13 protein-coding genes are annotated in these 16739 nt (G+C 62.1%); 7 read left to right on the forward strand and 6 right to left on the reverse strand.

Annotated elements, in window-relative coordinates; translation table 11 throughout:
• Positions 1-196 precede the first annotated feature (196 nt).
• Positions 197-973: an enoyl-ACP reductase FabI gene (locus tag CKO42_RS19460; protein ID WP_200247668.1), complete on the reverse strand. Its 777-nt coding sequence runs from the start codon at positions 971-973 to the stop codon at positions 197-199.
• A 200-nt stretch (positions 974-1173) separates the two neighbouring features.
• Here CKO42_RS19460 and CKO42_RS19465 point away from each other — a divergent pair, with 200 nt between their 5' ends.
• The 6 genes from CKO42_RS19465 to CKO42_RS19490 all read left to right on the forward strand — a co-directional run bounded on the left by CKO42_RS19465 (position 1174) and on the right by CKO42_RS19490 (position 10156).
• On the forward strand, positions 1174-3339 hold the full coding sequence (locus tag CKO42_RS19465; RefSeq protein ID WP_200247670.1) for an ABC transporter substrate-binding protein: 2166 nt from the start codon (positions 1174-1176) through the stop codon (positions 3337-3339).
• Complete coding sequence (locus CKO42_RS19470; RefSeq protein WP_200247672.1) at positions 3336-4313, forward strand: ABC transporter permease; 978 nt, start codon at positions 3336-3338, stop codon at positions 4311-4313. The genes CKO42_RS19465 and CKO42_RS19470 overlap by 4 nt, the downstream gene beginning before the upstream one ends.
• 10 nt (positions 4314-4323) lie before the next feature.
• Entirely contained in the window at positions 4324-5892 is a 1569-nt protein-coding gene (locus tag CKO42_RS19475; RefSeq protein WP_338034962.1) for an ABC transporter permease, read from the forward strand.
• A gap of 85 nt (positions 5893-5977) precedes the next feature.
• Positions 5978-8119 carry an ABC transporter ATP-binding protein gene (locus tag CKO42_RS19480; protein ID WP_200247674.1) on the forward strand — a complete coding sequence of 714 codons (2142 nt, stop codon included), beginning with the start codon at positions 5978-5980 and terminating at the stop codon, positions 8117-8119.
• A 190-nt stretch (positions 8120-8309) separates the two neighbouring features.
• On the forward strand, positions 8310-8585 hold the full coding sequence (locus tag CKO42_RS19485; RefSeq protein WP_200247676.1) for a hypothetical protein: 276 nt from the start codon (positions 8310-8312) through the stop codon (positions 8583-8585).
• A 143-nt stretch (positions 8586-8728) separates the two neighbouring features.
• The gene (locus CKO42_RS19490) at positions 8729-10156 is read left to right on the forward strand and encodes a hypothetical protein (protein WP_200247678.1); all 1428 of its coding nucleotides are present in this window, start codon (positions 8729-8731) and stop codon (positions 10154-10156) included.
• Between the two features lie 6 nt (positions 10157-10162).
• On the opposite strand, the gene CKO42_RS19495 is transcribed toward CKO42_RS19490, so the two are convergent.
• Positions 10163-11710, reverse strand: a complete 1548-nt coding sequence (locus CKO42_RS19495) for a hypothetical protein (protein WP_242479550.1) — start codon at positions 11708-11710, stop codon at positions 10163-10165.
• 285 nt (positions 11711-11995) lie between these two features.
• On the opposite strand from CKO42_RS19495, the gene CKO42_RS19500 reads away from it, so the two are divergent.
• Positions 11996-12343, forward strand: coding sequence for an antibiotic biosynthesis monooxygenase family protein (locus CKO42_RS19500; RefSeq protein WP_200247680.1), 348 nt, complete (start codon positions 11996-11998; stop codon positions 12341-12343).
• 294 nt (positions 12344-12637) lie between these two features.
• On the opposite strand, the gene rpoH is transcribed toward CKO42_RS19500, so the two are convergent.
• From rpoH to ftsY, 4 genes are all read right to left on the reverse strand, one after another.
• Entirely contained in the window at positions 12638-13486 is an 849-nt protein-coding gene (gene rpoH / locus CKO42_RS19505) for an RNA polymerase sigma factor RpoH (RefSeq protein WP_200247682.1), read from the reverse strand.
• Positions 13487-13815: 329 nt separating this feature from the next.
• Positions 13816-14799, reverse strand: coding sequence for a permease-like cell division protein FtsX (gene ftsX / locus CKO42_RS19510; protein ID WP_200247684.1), 984 nt, complete (start codon positions 14797-14799; stop codon positions 13816-13818).
• On the reverse strand, positions 14800-15468 hold the full coding sequence (gene ftsE / locus CKO42_RS19515; protein WP_200247686.1) for a cell division ATP-binding protein FtsE: 669 nt from the start codon (positions 15466-15468) through the stop codon (positions 14800-14802).
• Positions 15465-16682, reverse strand: a complete 1218-nt coding sequence (gene ftsY / locus CKO42_RS19520) for a signal recognition particle-docking protein FtsY (protein ID WP_200247688.1) — start codon at positions 16680-16682, stop codon at positions 15465-15467. The genes ftsE and ftsY overlap by 4 nt, the downstream gene beginning before the upstream one ends.
• Positions 16683-16739: the final 57 nt, after the last annotated feature.

Raw genomic sequence — 16739 nt, forward strand, 5'->3', positions numbered from 1 at the left:
TGCATGAATTTGCTCGAACGCGAACCCTCCAAGCAACGCATGGTCAAGAAGCGCCGCAAGGCCACGTGGAACGATGACTACCGCGCTAAGGTCGTCTTTGGCTGAGGATTTATACGCGCTCGCCCTGACTGAGCAGCTTGCTCTGGGCGCACCGACCGGCCAAAGCCGGCCGAGTTCGCTCAGTCCTTCTTGGTCCTCAGCCGAGGCCGAGGATGTGGTAGCCGGTGTCGACGTAGAGCACGTCGCCGGTAATCCCAGACGCGAGATCGGAGCAGAGGAAGGCGCCGGCATTCCCGACCTCGTCAATGGTGACGTTGCGCCGCAGCGGCGTACGCTCTTCGACCTGTTTCAACATCGAGCGGAAATCGGCGATGCCGGCTGCGGCCAAGGTGCGAATGGGGCCTGCCGAGACCGCGTTGACCCGCGTGCCCTCAGGCCCGAGCGATGCTGCCAGATAGCGCACGTTGGCCTCTAAGCTGGCCTTCGCGATGCCCATGACATTGTAGTTGGGCACGGCGCGGACGGCGCCGAGGTAGCTCATGGTCAGGATGGCGCCATTGCGCCCCTGCATCAGCGGCCGCCCGGCCTTGGCCAGCGCCGCCAGGCTGTAGGAGCTGATATCGTGTGCTGCAGCGAACCCCTCGCGCGTGACGCAGCCGACGTAATCACCCTCGAGCTGGTCCTTGGGTGCGAACGCGATCGAATGCACGATCCCATCGAGGCCGTCCCAATGCTCGCCGAGCGCGGAGAAACAGTTGTCGATCTGCTCATCGTTGGAGACATCGAGCGGGATCACGAACTCGGCATCGCATTGCGATGCCAGATCCTCGACGCGGCCCTTGAGCTTCTCGCCTTGGTAGGTGAAGGCCAGGGTCGCGCCCTCGCGATGCATGGCCTGGGCGACGCCCCAGGCGATCGAGCGATTACTGGCAACGCCGGTAATCAGGATACGTTTATCGGACAAAAAGCCCATATAGTCTCTCCATGTGGATCGTTTGGATCATGTGATCATGTGTAGGATAGGCGGGCGCCCTTACCGTGAAACAAACGCTTCATCGTCCGGGGTGGCGACGCGCTATGGACGTTAGCCCCCTGCTCAGGCGGCGTTTGAATCCGCCCAGGGTCGAAGCGGCCCTTAACGTTACCGAAACTCAGCCTGCGCGGAAAGCATCTATGTCGCGAGCGTGCTGCTCCTTGCCTCTGCTAGTGGTGGTTCTGCTGTCCCTCAGTGCCTGTGGTCAGCCACCCTGGAACAATCCCTATCCAGAGTCGCAGTCCGGTGAGAATATCCTCTACGGCGCCTTCACCGAGAGGCCTAAGCACCTCGACCCGGTGCGCTCTTACAGCTCGAACGAATATGCCTTCATTGCTCAGGTCTACGAGCCGCCGCTGCAGTACCATTTTCTGAAGCGGCCGTACGAGCTGGTTCCACTCACCGCGGTTGCGCTGCCCGAGGTTCGCTATCTGGACGCGAACGGGTCGCCCTTGCCAAAGGATGCCGATCCTAGCCAGATTGCCATCAGTGAGTACCTGATCGAGATCACACCGGGCATCCGCTATCAGCCCCATCCGGCCTTCGCCAAGGACGAGGCAGGTGCTTATCGCTATCACCAGCTCGACGCCAAGACCGTCGGTCGCATCAATACCCTTGATGATCTCCCCGAGACCGGCACGCGCGAGCTGATCGCCGAAGACTACGTCTACCAGATCAAGCGGCTCGCCACGCCCTGGCTGCATTCACCGATCGCCGGCCTGATGGGTGATCACATCCTTGGATTCAAGGAACTGACCGAGCGTATCGAGGCCGCCGCGCCGGCCCCCGTGGAGGGCGAGCGGTTATTCTTCGATCTGCGCCAGGTTGCGTTCGAGGGCGCCGAGGTCGTGGATCGTTATCGCTATCGAATCCGGCTCGAGGGTCGCTACCCGCAGTTTGCCTACTGGCTGGCCATGCCGTTCTTCGCGCCGATGCCCTGGGAGGCCGAGGCCCTCTACGGCCAGCTCGGGATGAAGCAAAACAACCTCACGCTGGACTGGTATCCGGTCGGCACCGGACCCTTCATGCTCAGTGAGAACAATCCAAATCTGCGCATGGTGCTGACCAGGAACCCAAACTTCCACGGCGAGCAGTATCCCGCGGACGGCATGCCTGAGGACCAGGCGGCTGGGCTGCTTGCCGATGCCGGCAAGCCACTGCCCTTTCTCGACGCCGCCATCTATAGTCTGGAACAGGAAAGCATCCCGTATTGGAACAAGTTTCTCCAGGGCTTCTATGACAGCTCCGGGATTAGCTCTGACGCCTTCGATCAGGCAGTCCAGTTTGATGCGGCGGGCGAGGCTGGCCTTACCGACGACATGCGCGAGAAGGGCATCGAGCTGGTCACCGCGGTTCAAACCTCGATCTGGTACATGGGCTTCAATATGCTCGACCCGCTGCTCGGTGGCGATTCAGAGCGGTCGAGGCTCTTGCGACAAGCCCTCAGCATCGCGGTCGATTTTGGCGAATATGTGTCGATCTTTGCCAATGGCCGCGGTGTCGAGGGTCAGGGGCCGATCCCGCCCGGCATCTTCGGCCATCGTGAAGGCGAGGCGGGTATCAATCCCTATGTCTTCGATTGGCGCGACGGGCGTGCGGTGCGCAAACCCTTGCAAGAGGCGAAGGCACTGCTCGCTGAGGCCGGTTATCCGAACGGGCGTGATCCCGAGACCGGCCGTCCGTTGACCCTCTACTACGAGGCGATGGACGCCGGGCCCGACGGCAAGGCGCGTCTGAACTGGATGCGCAAGCAGTTCGCCAAGCTGGGCATCGAGCTGGTGGTGCGCGCGACCGACTACAACCGCTTTCAGGAGAAGATGCGTGAAGGCACCGGGCAGGTCTTCATGTGGGGTTGGAATGCGGACTACCCGGACCCCGAGAACTTCTTCTTCCTGCTCTACGGGCCGAACCAAAAGGTTGAGGGCGGCGAGAATGCGGCCAACTATCAGAATGCCGAGTTCGATACGCTCTTCGAGCAGATGAAGAACATGGATGATGGTCCCGAGCGACAGGCGGTGATCGACCGCATGACCGAGATCCTGCGCCATGACGCGCCCTGGTCGTTCGGCTTCTTCCCTCAGTCCTTCAGTCTGCATCATCAATGGCTGAAGAATGTGAGCCCAAACTTAATGGCCAATAACACGCTCAAGTATCGACGGCTCGAGCCCAGCATCCGCGAGCAGCTGCGCGAGCGCTGGAATCCGCCGGTGCTCTGGCCGATCGGGGCGCTGGTCGTGATCCTTGTCGTTGGGGCGATCCCGGCCTTGGTCGTGGCGCGTCGGCGTGAGCGGAGTCGTGCGCGATGAGTGCCTATATACTGCGCCGACTGCTTTATGCACTGCCGATCCTCGTCGGCGTTAACCTGATTACCTTCCTCTTGTTCTTCGTCGTCAACTCGCCTGACGACATGGCGCGGATGCAGCTCGGCGATAAGCGGGTGACGCAGGAGGCGATCGATACCTGGAAGGGTGAGCATGGCTATGACAAGCCGCTGCTCTACAACGCAGAGGTTGGCGGACTGCCATCGTTGACGGACACGATCTTTTTCGAGAAATCGCTGAAGCTCTTTGCGTTCAACTTCGGGCAGTCCGACAGCGGTCGCGATATCGGCTACGACATCCGTCAGCGCATGTGGCCGAGTCTGGCGATCGCGATCCCGACCTTGCTGGTAGGGTTGGCAATCAGCATCAGCTATGCATTGATGATCGTGTTCTTCCGTGCCACCTATATCGACTTTGGAAGCGTGGTGCTGCTGGTGGCGATGATGTCGATCTCCGGACTCTTCTATATCATCGGCGGCCAGTTCCTGATCGGTAAGCTGTTCCATCTGGTGCCGATCTCCGGCTACGACCATGGCCTCGAGGCGCTGAAGTTCCTGATCTTGCCGGTGGTGGTAGGCGTCGTCGCCGGTATCGGCAGCAGTACCCGGCTCTATCGCACCTTCTTTCTCGAGGAGATCAACCGTGACTATGTGCGGACTGCGCGAGCCAAGGGGCTGCGCGAGCGTGCGGTGTTGTTCCGCCATGTGCTGCGCAACGCACTGATCCCGATCCTCACCGGTGTGGTCGCCGTGTTGCCGCTGCTGTTCATGGGGGCGCTGATCATCGAATCCTTCTTTGGCGTGCCTGGGCTCGGCAGCTACACCATCGATGCGATCAATCGCCAGGATTTCTCGATCGTGCGCGCGATGGTCTTCCTCGGCTCGGTGCTCTACATCATCGGTCTGATCATGACCGACATCTCCTATACCCTGGTCGACCCCAGGGTCAGGCTGTCTTGAGGCTCATCGCGTGCCCGTCATTCTGATCACCGACGCCCTCATCTTCGTGCTGATCGCCGTCGGCATCGGCTTCGGTCTCTATGCCGCGCGGCATGAGCACCTGCGCGGTCCTTGGCGCCAGGTCGGGCGATCGCCGGTTGGCGTTGCTGCGCTGGTGGTGATCGTCTTCTATGTTGGCGTTGGGCTGCTGGATTCGCTGCACTTTCATCCGCTCATCGAGCCGGTTGCTCCGGCGGCACCCGCTGCCTCGAGTGCCCAAGCGGATCAGAGTGCTGATGAGAAGACCGACGCTGTTGCTCAGCCGGTCGCGGCGACTAGCACCTCAGACCAAGCAATGTCCGGGCAGGATGCGACCGCCGATGAGCAAGATTCGTTTGCTGCGACACCGGCATCGGTGCTGGCAGAGCCCACCTATTCAACCCAGATCATCTCGGTCTTGGACCTCTGGCTCAGCGGCCTGCGCGAGCGCCAGGAGAAGACCTTCTCGGCACCGTTCGCGACGCAGTTGTTCGTCAAGGAGGCGATCGAGCAGCCGGATGGCAGCGTGATCCGCGGCTATCCGCGCCTGGAGCATGGCGGAGCACACCTGGATGATCCATCCCAGCGCGGTGTCGATATCCTGCTGCGCGGGCTGTTTGGGCTGGTGAAGGGCCTAATCGCCTGGACTGCGCTGATGGTGACGCTCATCGCAGTGCTCGCCTGGCGCGGGCGCCAGTCGTTCAATGACCGCGCGAGCGCGATCTGGCGTGGCGAGACCGAGACGCCTTGGCGTGTCGCCTTGAGCGCGCTCGCACTAATGCTGGTGCTCAGCTTCGTTGCTGCGGAGCTGGCGGCGAGCTACCACATCCTTGGCACCGACAAGGTCGGCGAGGATGTGTTCTATCAGAGCCTGAAGAGCATCCGCACCGGGCTGGTGATCGGCACCCTGACCACCCTGGTGATGCTGCCAGCGGCGGTGATCTTGGGCATCATGGCCGGCTATTTCGGCGGTCGTACCGATGATGTGATCCAGTACCTCTACACGACCCTGAGCTCGATCCCAGGTGTGCTGCTGATCGCTGCTGCGATCCTGATGCTGCAGGTCTATATGACCAACAACGCGGAACAGTTCCAGAGCCTGGTCGAGCGTGCCGATCTGCGCCTGCTGTTCCTCTGCATCATCCTCGGCGTGACCAGCTGGACCGGGCTCTGTCGGCTGCTACGGGGCGAGTCGCTGAAGCTGCGCGAGGCCGATTACGTGCAGGCCGCGCGCTCACTGGGCGTGCGCAGCTCGACGGTGATCGGGCGCCACATCCTGCCCAATGTGCTGCATATCGTGATGATCACGGTGGTTCTGGATTTCAGCGGCCTGGTGCTGGCCGAGGCGGTGCTCTCTTACGTCAACATCGGCGTCGATCCGACCATGAACAGCTGGGGCAATATGATCAATAGCGCTCGGCTCGAGCTGGCACGCGACCCCGTCGTCTGGTGGTCGCTGGCTGCCGCTTTCGTCTTCATGTTCACCCTCGTGCTCGCCGCCAATCTGCTTGCGGATGTGGTCAGAGATGCCTTCGACCCTCGGCTTCGGAGCGCCTCGTGAGCTGGCCTGATCTGCTTCACCGTGCTCGCGGGACGACCGCGCGCGTGACCTGCTTAATGAAGATCCGCTGCCTGGGCCTGTCTCGATGAGCGACGTCTTGCTTCATGTCTCCAATCTGACCGCGGAGCTGGGTAACAGCGAGCGACCCGTGCGCGTCTGCGATGGCGTCGGCTTCTCGATCCGTCGCGGTGAGACGCTCGCGCTGCTCGGTGAATCGGGTTGCGGCAAGTCGATGACCGCCCTGACGCTGATGCGGCTGCTACCGTTGTCCGGGCGTATCGCTGGCGGCTCGGTTCAGCTCGATGATACTGAGCTATTGAGCCTCACCGAGCGCGAGATGCGTGGCGTCCGTGGCGGGCGCATGGCGATGATCTTCCAAGAGCCACAAACCTCGCTCAATCCCGTCTTGAAGGTTGGCGATCAGATTGCCGAGGCGGTGCGTCTCCACAAGCGGCTTGCGAAGGCCGAGGTCGCCGAACGGGTCGTCGAGCTGCTGCGCGCGGTCGGCATCCCGGACCCGGCGCGGCGTGCCGGTGAGTTTCCGCATCAGCTCTCGGGAGGGATGAAGCAGCGCGTGATGATCGCGATGGCGCTGGCCGGCGATCCCGAGCTACTGATCGCCGATGAGCCGACGACCGCGCTTGATGTGACCATCCAGGCCCAGGTGCTGCAGCTGCTCAAGGGGCTGCAAGCGCAGACCGGGATGGCGGTGCTGCTCATCACCCATGACCTGGGCGTGGTCGCCGAGACCGCGGATCGGCTGGCGGTGATGTATGCCGGGCAGATCGTCGAGGAGGCGAGCGTCGACGCCTTCTTTGCCGCTCCGGCCCATCCCTATAGTCGCAAGCTGCTGGAGAGCGTGCCCAGCGCGAGCAAGCGCCGTGGCGAGCTGGCGGTGATCCCCGGCCGGGTGCCGCCGCTTGATCAGCCCTTCAGCGGCTGTCGCTTTGCCGATCGCTGCAGCCAGGTGATGCCGGCCTGTCGTGAAGCGCCGATCGCTTGGTTTCAACCGAACCCGGGACAGCAGGTGCGCTGTCTGCTCTGGGCCGAGGGGCCAGCCCAGTTCCGGGAGGGCGAAGCGAGTGCGGCTGTTGGCACTGTGGAGCCGAGCCTCAGCTCGGCGCAGCCAGAGACGGCCGCTGTGGAGCTTGCGGCAGCCGGTGTCAAAGCGCAGGCGGAAGCTTCAGGGGCTACCAGACTCGAAGCCAAGGCCGCCTCGGCTCCAGCCCGATCAGCGACTGCGCCTACGGCAGAGGGGCAGACCTTGCTGGCCACCGCTGGCCTACAGGTGCACTTTCCGATCCAGCGTGGTCTGTTTCGCAGCACGGTCGGTCATGTGAAGGCCGTCGATGGGGTCGATCTGTGCCTGAAGGCCGGGCAGACTCTGGCCCTCGTCGGTGAGTCGGGCTGCGGCAAGACCACCGTCGGCAAGGCGATCCTGCGGCTCGAGCTGCCGACTGGCGGCCAGGTGCGCTACAACGGTGTCGATCTGGCGTCGATCCGGGCCGGGCAGATGCGCCGCTATCGCAAGGATCTGCAGATCATCTTCCAAGACCCCTTCGCCTCGATGAATCCGCGCATGCTGGTTGGCGACATCGTCGGTGAGGGGCTGCAATCGCTTGGGCTCGAAAAGGGCCGTGCGGCACAGCGACGCCGAGTCGCGGCGCTGCTGGAGCAGGTCGGCATCGGCGAGCAGGCGATGAACCGCTATCCGCACGAGTTCTCTGGTGGCCAGCGCCAGCGTATCTGTATCGCGCGGGCGTTGGCGGTCGAGCCCAAGCTGATCGTCTGCGATGAGCCGACCAGTGCGCTGGACGTCTCAGTGCAGGCGCAGATCCTGAATCTACTCAAGCGGCTTCAGGATGACCTGGGGCTCAGCTATCTGTTCATCACGCACGATATCTCGGTGGTCGCTTATCTCGCGCATGAGGTGGCGGTGATGTACCTGGGCCGCATCGTCGAGCAGGGCACAGCCGCCGAGGTACTGGATGAGCCGCGCCATCCCTATACCCAAGCCCTGCTGTCAGCGGTGCCGATGATGGACAAGGCCGAGCGCCGTCAGATCATTCGGCTCGAGGGCGACATGCCGTCACCCGCCGCACCGCCGACGGGCTGCCATTTTCATCCACGCTGCCCGCAGGCCATCGCCGACTGTGCGCTGACTTACCCGCAACCAGTTCAGCTCAGCAAGACTCATAGCGCCCGTTGTCTCCGGATTGAAACCTGATGCCAACCGAGGCCTGATGTCACCAATCGTTGACACGGCCCGCGCTCTAGCTGGCTGCAGCCAGGATCAAACACTCAAGTGCCCTGAAGATCGCAAAGACAGCGTCGGGATGCTGTGGCAGGATAGACCCTAACTGGTGGAGGTTATACAGTTCGACCTCTGTCCAAGACCAAAACCTTGGAATATCATCATGGGCTATCTTGAAAACTGGTTTATCGGCATTGGGACCTTTGTCGCGCTCGTCGTCTTCCTGTACTTCACCTTCGATATCGCGCGCCGCCTGCTTGCTCGTTTTGCGCTGCGCGTTTGCCAAATGCGCAAGGCACCGGAAGGCGGCTTTATCTGCGAGCTCAAGCGCAAACTCGGTGGCTATGCCTCGCAGTCGCTGGTTCCGCGCGTGATTATGCTGGTCATTTCGTTCGGCGTACTCGCGTTCATCGTGATCGAGCACTCGCCGAAGCTTTGATCGGCGCTTGCTGCCCATCCGAGTATCGGTCGCGTCCATTCCTGATCCCCGAGGGCCAGCCTGTGCCTGTTGTCTTGTCTACGAGGCGACTGGGCTAGAACGACAGGCGCGGCCGCTATCCTTCGAAAAAGGTATTTCTGCCCATGTCCATTGCGATGGCTCAGTTTCTCAAGTCTCATGGACTGGTTCGTAACCCGTTCATCGAGGAAGAGGCGCAAAACGACAAGGTCTTCGAGGATCTCGTCAACGAGGCCGGGTACACCTTTAATCACCAGGCATGGGACAAGTTTTTCGGTGACCCACCTGGCCGCGGCACCTCGATGATCTTCGGCGTCAAGGGCAGTGGCAAGTCAGCGCTTCGCCTGGCCTTGGAAAAGAACATCGAGCACTTCAATAGCCACCACCAGGACCGCATCCTGCTGCTGCACTATGACGACTTCAACGGCTTCCTTGAGGCGTTCAAGCGTAAGAGCGATCAGGATCGGCGCCGTGAGGTGGCAGTAACGCTGAAGGATTTTGGCCTCGCTCAGCATCTGGACGCGATCCTGGTCTGTGGTATGGAGTCCTTGCTCAAGGAGATCAAAGTCGCTGACCTGCCGTTGGAGCGACTAGAGCAATATCAGCGTCACGATCTGATGATGCTCATGGCCTTCTATGTCAGCGGGCCCCCGGATCGCTACAACCGCATCATGGCGTCGCTGTCCAAGCGTTTGTTGCCGCGCGGGCTGATCGGGGGATTTTTCAGCAGCCTCAAGGAATCCAGTGCTGCGCTGCTCTCCTTGGGTATTTTGCCGCTGGTCCGAAGTGCCTTTTATCGTGGCGTTGCGCGCTCGGCCGAGCGTGAGATCTTGGTCCGGGACCGCAATGCCCGGGATGTCGAGCATGCACTGCGCTCGATTCCCCAGGGGTATCTCAAGGATCAGGATGTCAAACGCACCGGTTGGCGTGATGACGATGATGTGCGTCGGCTGTTTGCGACCAAGTTTATTGATGTCGCGCTGAGCCTTGGCTACCAGCAGATCGTCGTCGTGATGGATAAGGTCGACGAGCCCTCGTTGATCAATGGTGACCGCGAGCGGATGGAGGCCTTCGTCTGGCCGCTCTGGAACAATCGTATCCTGCAGCTGCATCCGAACCTGAGCTTCAAGATGTTGCTACCGCGACAGCTCTATGAGGCGGTGCGCAAGGCCGGCTCGGAGAAGGCCAATGAAGCACGCTTCGACAAGCAGAAGATCATCTATCCGTTCCGCTGGGGCGACAAGCAGCTGTTTGATATGATGTCAGCGCGCCTGCGAATCTGTCGGGCCGACCCGACCGACCCCTATCCGCTCGACCAGCTGTTCGCGTCGGTGATTCCACAGCGAGAGATCCTCGGCGCCCTCGACAAGCTGCGTCAGCCGCGCTTCGTGCTCAATTACCTCTATCGGCTCATCGCCGAGACCTGTGCTCAGGCCGATCAGGTCGATGATGAGCCGGTGCGCGTTTCGCACGAGGTCTTTTATCAGATCACCGCCACCATCGGCGAAGACATCAAGCAGTATTACCAGACCCTGGGTGAGAGTCCGGAGTAGCAGGGATCAATGCACGCGTGACACCGGCATCATGTCGATGTCGCAAGCGCCGCCGACAGTGACCGACTGTTCGCGGCCGCTGCCGCTGCAGGAGGCTCCGCGATCGTTGATGCGGCAATTGAGCGCAAGCGGCTTGCCGGCGGTGAGCCAGCTTGGCGTGCGGCGATAGCGGCCGACGTTTGAGAAGCGGCAGCCACTGGAGACGCCATAAGGCGTGCAGCCGCCGCCACCACCAAGGCTGACCTTACGGCCGTCGACGATGAAGCCCGGATAATTATCCTCGATGCGGACCGCGTCGAGAGGCCCTTCTTGGTCGAAGCGGAATTCTTTGAAGCGATAGCCACTGCCGACCCGGTCGCCAACCTTGATCCGCGCATTTGCGATCAACACATGATCGGCACCGTTCTCGGCCACCGCCCCTGACATATATTCGACGCGATCATGCTGCGGAAAGCATTTGCCCATCGCTGGCGGATGGTAGTAGTGGCGAAGCTCGGTCAGTTCGTTCAGATTGGTGCCGGGAAACACGGTTGCTAGCGCTGGTGTGCCACCGTAGAGGATGGTCTCGGCGTCGCCGACACTCTGGCTGTAGATGCCTTGGTAGAGATCATAATCACCCTGTTTGGCCAGATCGGTGCGCAGGTAGCAAGAGGTGAGACCCGAGATCTGGGTCAGGTAGGCATCCCAGATGTTGTATTGACCGACATCCGAGGCGATGCCTTGAAAATCGCCCGGGAATGAGCAGCCCTGTCGCTTCAGGCACTGTCCGACTCCGCGATTACGGATCGAGAGCACGACGACGTTGCGCTCGCAGGCTCCATAGGCAGTGCAGCCGCGGTCGAGATGCCCTTCAAAGATCGCGGTGCGCATGGCGTAGTCGAGGTGCTTGGCGCGGGCGAGGGTGGTGGCGTCCCAGCGTCCGTCGTGTTTGGCGATGAAGCGGTCCCAGGCGCGTTCGAGCCGGGCGCGGCGGCCGATGGCGTCTTGGTCGACCGCAGCGCATTCCGGTGAGTTGTGAAAGACGCGGACGATCTTGTCCAGCTCGGTCTTGCCTTCGCGCTCGGCGGCCGCTGGATCACCCTTGCCGGACGGATCGAAGAAGGGCGGCTTCTTGAGGACGTAGAGATCGCGCACGTTGAGCACGTGACGGACGCTGCTGTCGCAATGATGGTTCTTGACCTTCAGCGCCTCGCGCTCGGCGAAAGTCCGCTCGAACTTGCGCGTGGCGGCCTGGCCTTTGTCCTTGGACGGATTCACGACCACCTCGAAGCCGACGTAAGGGGTGCCCTTGGCATCGGTGAGTGCGCGTCCGTTGCGGATCACCAAGCAGGGAATCACCGAGGTGCCCTGCGGCAAGCTGCCAGCACGGCTACCTGGGCCGTTGGCGCCGATGTTGTAATACGGGGTCTCCAAGGGTCCATTGAACTTGTAGATCGTCATCACCGGTGTCGCAGGCACGGCGGCACCGGCCAACATCGGTAAACCAAGGAGCGCGGTGGCGAGTAGCCCGGTAAGACCGGCGCGGACGCCTGATTGAGCGAAGGCAGTAATCATCGGCATCATCGGGTGCTGTGCGTGATTGAGGAGGAAATGGTGCCATAGATCCTGGCGTCGCTCTGTTCCGATATGGCCTGTTCGGGTTCGGCTGCCTGCAGAAAGGTCGGGTTTGAGGGCGTTAATGCACAGGAGCCTAGCAACGGCATTAAGGCAGCTAGGGCAATCAGGCAGGCGGAGGCGGAGCGGTTGCGGGACATCAGCGCTGTGGATCTCGGCAGTGTACGATCTGGAGCCAAGTATGTACTGAGTGGCTCAATGTTTTCCAATCGAGGAGAGGCAGTGATGTTTTGCGTGATGAACCGAGTGCCTGTGGCGCCTGAATGGCGGCACGCTTTCGAAGAGCGCTTTAGGCGACGTGCAGGGCAGGTGGAACTGCAGGCGGGCTTCGTGCGAATGGCGGTGCTACGGCCCATGAGCGAGGATACGCCCTACGTGGTGGAGACCCTGTGGCAGGACCGGGCAGCCTTCGAGGCCTGGGTCGGCTCGGAAGACTTCAGGCAGGCGCACGCTAATCCGCTGCCGAAGGAGGCCTACAACGGGGAGGGGAAGATGGAGTCGTTTGAGCTGGTCGCGAGTGCAGAGACGAGTATCAGCGTCAAGACGAGCATCAGCATAGAGACGAGTTTCTAACGGAGGTAGCACATCTCCACCCCGGACGATGCGGCGCGTGTTTCACGGTGAAGAGGCTTCGCCGCAGGAGGTTCGACTCAGGATGGGCTTTTTGTCCAGGCTTGCCCTATCTGGACGCCAGATGCCTGCGAATAAGGGCATCTGCCGCCTAAATTGGTATTGGCAAAGCGATAAGTCTCGGGTGACTTGCAATAAGCCATCAGGGTAGCGCCTTGACGAAGCGAGGTTCCAACCTGACGGCTGGAACCTCGGTCTATCCGCCGGGCGCTGTCCATGCTGACAGCGAATGTGCGGTTAGAGTTCGAGCTGAACGCGGAGCTTGGTCATCGCATTCTTTTCGATTTGTCGGATGCGCTCGGCCGACACGTTGAACTGCTGGGCCAACTCATGCAGCGTCTGCTTTCGCTCGCTCAGCCAGCGTTCGCGTAAGATGACCTTGCTGCGCTCATCGAGCTGCTCGAGCGCAGCGAACAGTCGCTCACGCTGCCAGCCGTCGTTGTCCTCACGCTCAAGGGCAGCTGCGGGCTCCATTCGGATATCGGGCAGATAGGTTGATGGTGCTGAGGGCGAGTCGTCGTCATCATCGTCATGGCCATCGAATGACATGTCGTGACTCGAGAGCCGCGACTCCATCTCGAGAACGGTCTCGGGCTTGACGCCGAGGTCGGCGGCGACGTCATCCACCTCCTGCTTGGTGAACCAGCCGAGACGCTTCTTCGAGCTACGTAGGTTGAAGAAGAGTTTACGCTGCGCTTTGGTGGTCGCGACCTTCACAATGCGCCAATTGCGCAGGATGTACTCGTGGATCTCGGCGCGAATCCAGTGCACGGCGAAGGAGACCAGTCGAACGCCAACGTCAGCGTCGAACCGACGCACCGCCTTCATCAGGCCGACGGTTCCTTCTTGGATGAGGTCTGGCAGCGGAAGGCCGTAGCCGAGGTAGCCGCGTGCGATTCGGATCACGAAACGCAGGTGTGACAGCACTAAACGCCGCGCTGCCATCATGTCCTCGTTGTCGCGCAGTCTGATGGCGAGCGAGCGCTCCTCCTCGGCGGTTAGGACAGGAATCTGGTAGGCGCTCGAGATGTAACTATCGATGGTGCCAGTCGATAACGTTCCAATGGCCGCGATGTCGTTGGTCATGATGGAATACCCTAGTGTTTTGCTCGGGAATAATGCTAGCAGTCTTGCCGACGTTTGACAATAGTCGTGACAGGGTTTTCGAGCAGGCTTTGAACGGAAAGTTCCTGTGGCAAAGGCTAGACAGTACCGGAGATGGCCCCACTGATCCACCGAAATGCTGTCACTGCGTTTGATGCGATGTGCGCGAACAAGTTCGCCGGGATGCCTGATGATGCGCGCGGCCTAGCGATGCGCAGCCTGGCGATGCGAGGCCGGGGCTTGTTGAGGTACCGTCGACGCTTCAGCTTGATGCAGGGGCTAGCGCCGGCTCGGCCAGAGCGCGCTTGTACTCAACGGTCGTCGCAGAGATCTAGGTGTCGGCCGACGGCGATCCAGCTGCCAGCGATGCCGAGCAGGCTACTGCCGAGGAGCAGCGCACCGATCCCGGCGGGGCCTAACCCGTGGATATCAAAGGTTCTGTGGTAGAGCGCCTCGAGCGGTGCGGCCTGGGCCGCCAGCAGCCAGACCATCAGCGTCACCAGCACAGCGGCGAGGGCGCCTCCAAACAACCCATACCAGGCGCCAATGTAGAGAAACCGTCGACGGGCAAAGCGAGCGGTGGCTCCGACCAGGCCCATGATGCGAATCTCATCGCGGCGGCTCTCGATCTCGAGCCGGATGCTGTTGCCGATGACCAGCAGTACACCGAGCCCGAGCAGCAGCGCGAGCAGGCTGACCCCGGCTCGCAGCAAGGCGAGGATGGCCTGAAAACGCTGCGCCCAACGCGCGTCCTCGCGCAGAAAGTCGACCTCGGGTAGCTGTTCGATGCGATCGATGAAGGGTTCGAGCTGCGCCGGTTTCAAGGCTGCGGGGTACAACTGCAGTTCGAGCACCACGGGTAGCGGGTTCTCGGTGAGCTGATCCAGCGCGCTGCTCAGGCCGCTGTAGTCGCGAAACTCGCTGAGCCCTTCAGCGCGTGAGATCAGCGCGACCGTCTCGACCTCTGGGAGTTGTGCTAGGCGCTGGCGCAGCTGAGCCCCCTGCGCCTCATCGACCCTGGACCCGAGGAAGACCGAGACGGTGGCGCTGCGCTGCCAGTCGCCGCCGAGACGCTTCACATTGTCGAGGGCGACGACGAGCGCGGCCGGCAATGCCAAGGCGATCGCGACCGCAGCCACGGTCATGAGCGTGTTCAGTGGTTGTTGGAGCATCCGGCGCAGCGTCGTGACGGCGATCTCGCGATGCTGCTCGCCCCAGGCCGAGAGACGGCGGCGGTCCAAGACGCCAGTCCCAGTTGAGCGGTTGGTTGAAGATCGGGTTCGACGTTGAGCCATCTACCAGTTCCCGGAATCGGCGATCAGCCGGCCCTGATGCAAGCGCAGGATGCGATAGGCCATGCGGCTGATCCGCTCTTGGTCATGGGTGGCGATCATCAAGGTGACGCCAACCTCGTGGAAGCGCTCGAAGAGGTCGTAGATCTCGCTGGCGAGTTCGGGGTCGAGATTGCCGGTTGGCTCGTCGGCAAGGATGATCGGTGGCCGGCCGACGATGGCGCGCGCGATCCCGACCCGTTGCTGCTCGCCGCCGGATAGCGCAACCGGATGCGCGCGCTCGAACGCCAGCAGGCCGACCTGATCGAGCGCCGCGCGCACGCGGCGGCCGATGTCGCGGTTCGGCATGCCGGTGATCGCCAAGGGCAAGGCGACGTTGTCATAGACAGTCCTATCGTTCAGCAGCCGGTGATCTTGAAAAATCATGCCGATCCGGCGCCGGTGGAAGGGGATGCGTCGACGCGGCAGGTCTCCGATCGAGCGTCCGTCGACGACCACCTGGCCACGGGTCGGGCGTTCGATCAGGCCGATCAGTTTGAGCAAGGTGCTCTTACCCGCGCCCGAATGGCCGGTCAGGAACGCCATCTCGCCGGCGGCGAGCTCAAAGCTGAGGTCTTTAAGGGCCTCGCCGCGCTCCGGGTAGCGTTTATTGACGTGCTCGAAGCGGATCACGGACTCAGCAGCGCGTTCAGGAAGCTGTCAGCGTCGAAATGGCGAAGATCCTCGACCTGTTCGCCGACGCCGATGAAACGAAACGGCACATGGAGGCGATCGGCGATGGCAAAGATGATGCCGCCCTTCGCCGTACCGTCGAGCTTGGTCAGGGTGATCCCGGTCAGCGGCAAGGTTTCATTGAACTGCACCGCCTGCTGCAGGGCATTCTGCCCAGCTGTTGCATCGACCACCAGCATCACCTCGTGCGGTGCCTCGGGGTCGATCTTCTTCATCACCCGGGCGATCTTCTTCAGCTCTTCCATCAGATTCGACTTGGTGTGCAGACGCCCGGCGGTGTCTGCGATCAGCACATCGATGCCGCGCGCCGTCGCCGCTTGGAGCGCATCGAAGATCACTGACGCGGGGTCGGCGCCGGTGTGCTGGGCGACAACTGGCACCTGGTTGCGCTCGCCCCAGCTCTGAAGCTGCTCGACCGCCGCGGCACGGAAGGTATCGCCAGCGGCGAGCATGACGCTGTTGCCTTCGTCCTTGAGTTGGCGCGCCAGCTTGCCGATGGTGGTGGTCTTGCCGGCGCCGTTGACGCCGACCATCAGGATTACCTGCGGCCGCCCGGGTGTCGGCTGCCGCACCGGCGCCTGGCTGCTGACCAGGATGCCGGCCAGCTCGCGCCGGAGCGCGGCAAGAAAGGCATCGGGCTCGAGCGCCTCTCGCCGTTTAACGCGATAGGCGAGGTCGTCGATGATGCGGCGCGTTGCGGGCACGCCGACATCGGCCGCGACCAAGAGCATCTCCAGCTCTTCGAGCAGGTCCTCGTCGATCTCGGTTCGGCCCGCGACCAGGTCGCCGATATCGGCATTCAAGACCGCACGCGTGCGTGCGAGTCCGGCCTTGAGACCGGCGAATAGGCGCCGCTGTTGGGTCGCGTCTTCTTCGCGCTTGGCTGCGGCGCGGCTGATGGCGTCGCCGAGACGACCTTGACCTGGCTCACTGCCGAAGGCCTCGTCCGGGCGTTGGCGCAGGGACCCGGGCTGCTGGTCGATCGCCGCTGTAGTGACGTCCGGCTGAGGCGCGGCCGTTGGCTCGGGCGGAGATCCGCTCGGTGCCGCCTCAGCTGCTGCGTCTGGTGCAACGGGCTTGAGATTGTTTCCGGCGAGCTTTTCGGCCTCTTTGGCCTCTGCTTGGCGCTGTTTCTTCTTTCCGAATCCGAACATGGGTTCTGTAACGACTTCTTGGCTAGAACGTGTGGATCTGAAGGCGCGATCGCGCCG

It is taken from the genome of Lamprobacter modestohalophilus (assembly GCF_016583905.1).
GTDB classification, from domain to species: domain Bacteria; phylum Pseudomonadota; class Gammaproteobacteria; order Chromatiales; family Chromatiaceae; genus Lamprobacter; species Lamprobacter modestohalophilus.

Excerpts from the sequence above, each read along its gene's own strand:
- CKO42_RS19460 (WP_200247668.1), bottom strand. The coding sequence starts at position 973 with ATGGGCTTTTTGTCCGATAAACGTATCCTGATTACCGGCGTTGCCAGT.
- CKO42_RS19465 (WP_200247670.1), top strand. The coding sequence starts at position 1,174 with ATGTCGCGAGCGTGCTGCTCCTTGCCTCTGCTAGTGGTGGTTCTGCTG.
- CKO42_RS19470 (WP_200247672.1), top strand. The coding sequence starts at position 3,336 with ATGAGTGCCTATATACTGCGCCGACTGCTTTATGCACTGCCGATCCTC.
- CKO42_RS19480 (WP_200247674.1), top strand. The coding sequence starts at position 5,978 with ATGAGCGACGTCTTGCTTCATGTCTCCAATCTGACCGCGGAGCTGGGT.
- CKO42_RS19485 (WP_200247676.1), top strand. The coding sequence starts at position 8,310 with ATGGGCTATCTTGAAAACTGGTTTATCGGCATTGGGACCTTTGTCGCG.
- CKO42_RS19490 (WP_200247678.1), top strand. The coding sequence starts at position 8,729 with ATGTCCATTGCGATGGCTCAGTTTCTCAAGTCTCATGGACTGGTTCGT.
- CKO42_RS19495 (WP_242479550.1), bottom strand. The coding sequence starts at position 11,710 with ATGATTACTGCCTTCGCTCAATCAGGCGTCCGCGCCGGTCTTACCGGG.
- CKO42_RS19500 (WP_200247680.1), top strand. The coding sequence starts at position 11,996 with ATGTTTTGCGTGATGAACCGAGTGCCTGTGGCGCCTGAATGGCGGCAC.
- rpoH (WP_200247682.1), bottom strand. The coding sequence starts at position 13,486 with ATGACCAACGACATCGCGGCCATTGGAACGTTATCGACTGGCACCATC.
- ftsX (WP_200247684.1), bottom strand. The coding sequence starts at position 14,799 with ATGGCTCAACGTCGAACCCGATCTTCAACCAACCGCTCAACTGGGACT.
- ftsY (WP_200247688.1), bottom strand. The coding sequence starts at position 16,682 with ATGTTCGGATTCGGAAAGAAGAAACAGCGCCAAGCAGAGGCCAAAGAG.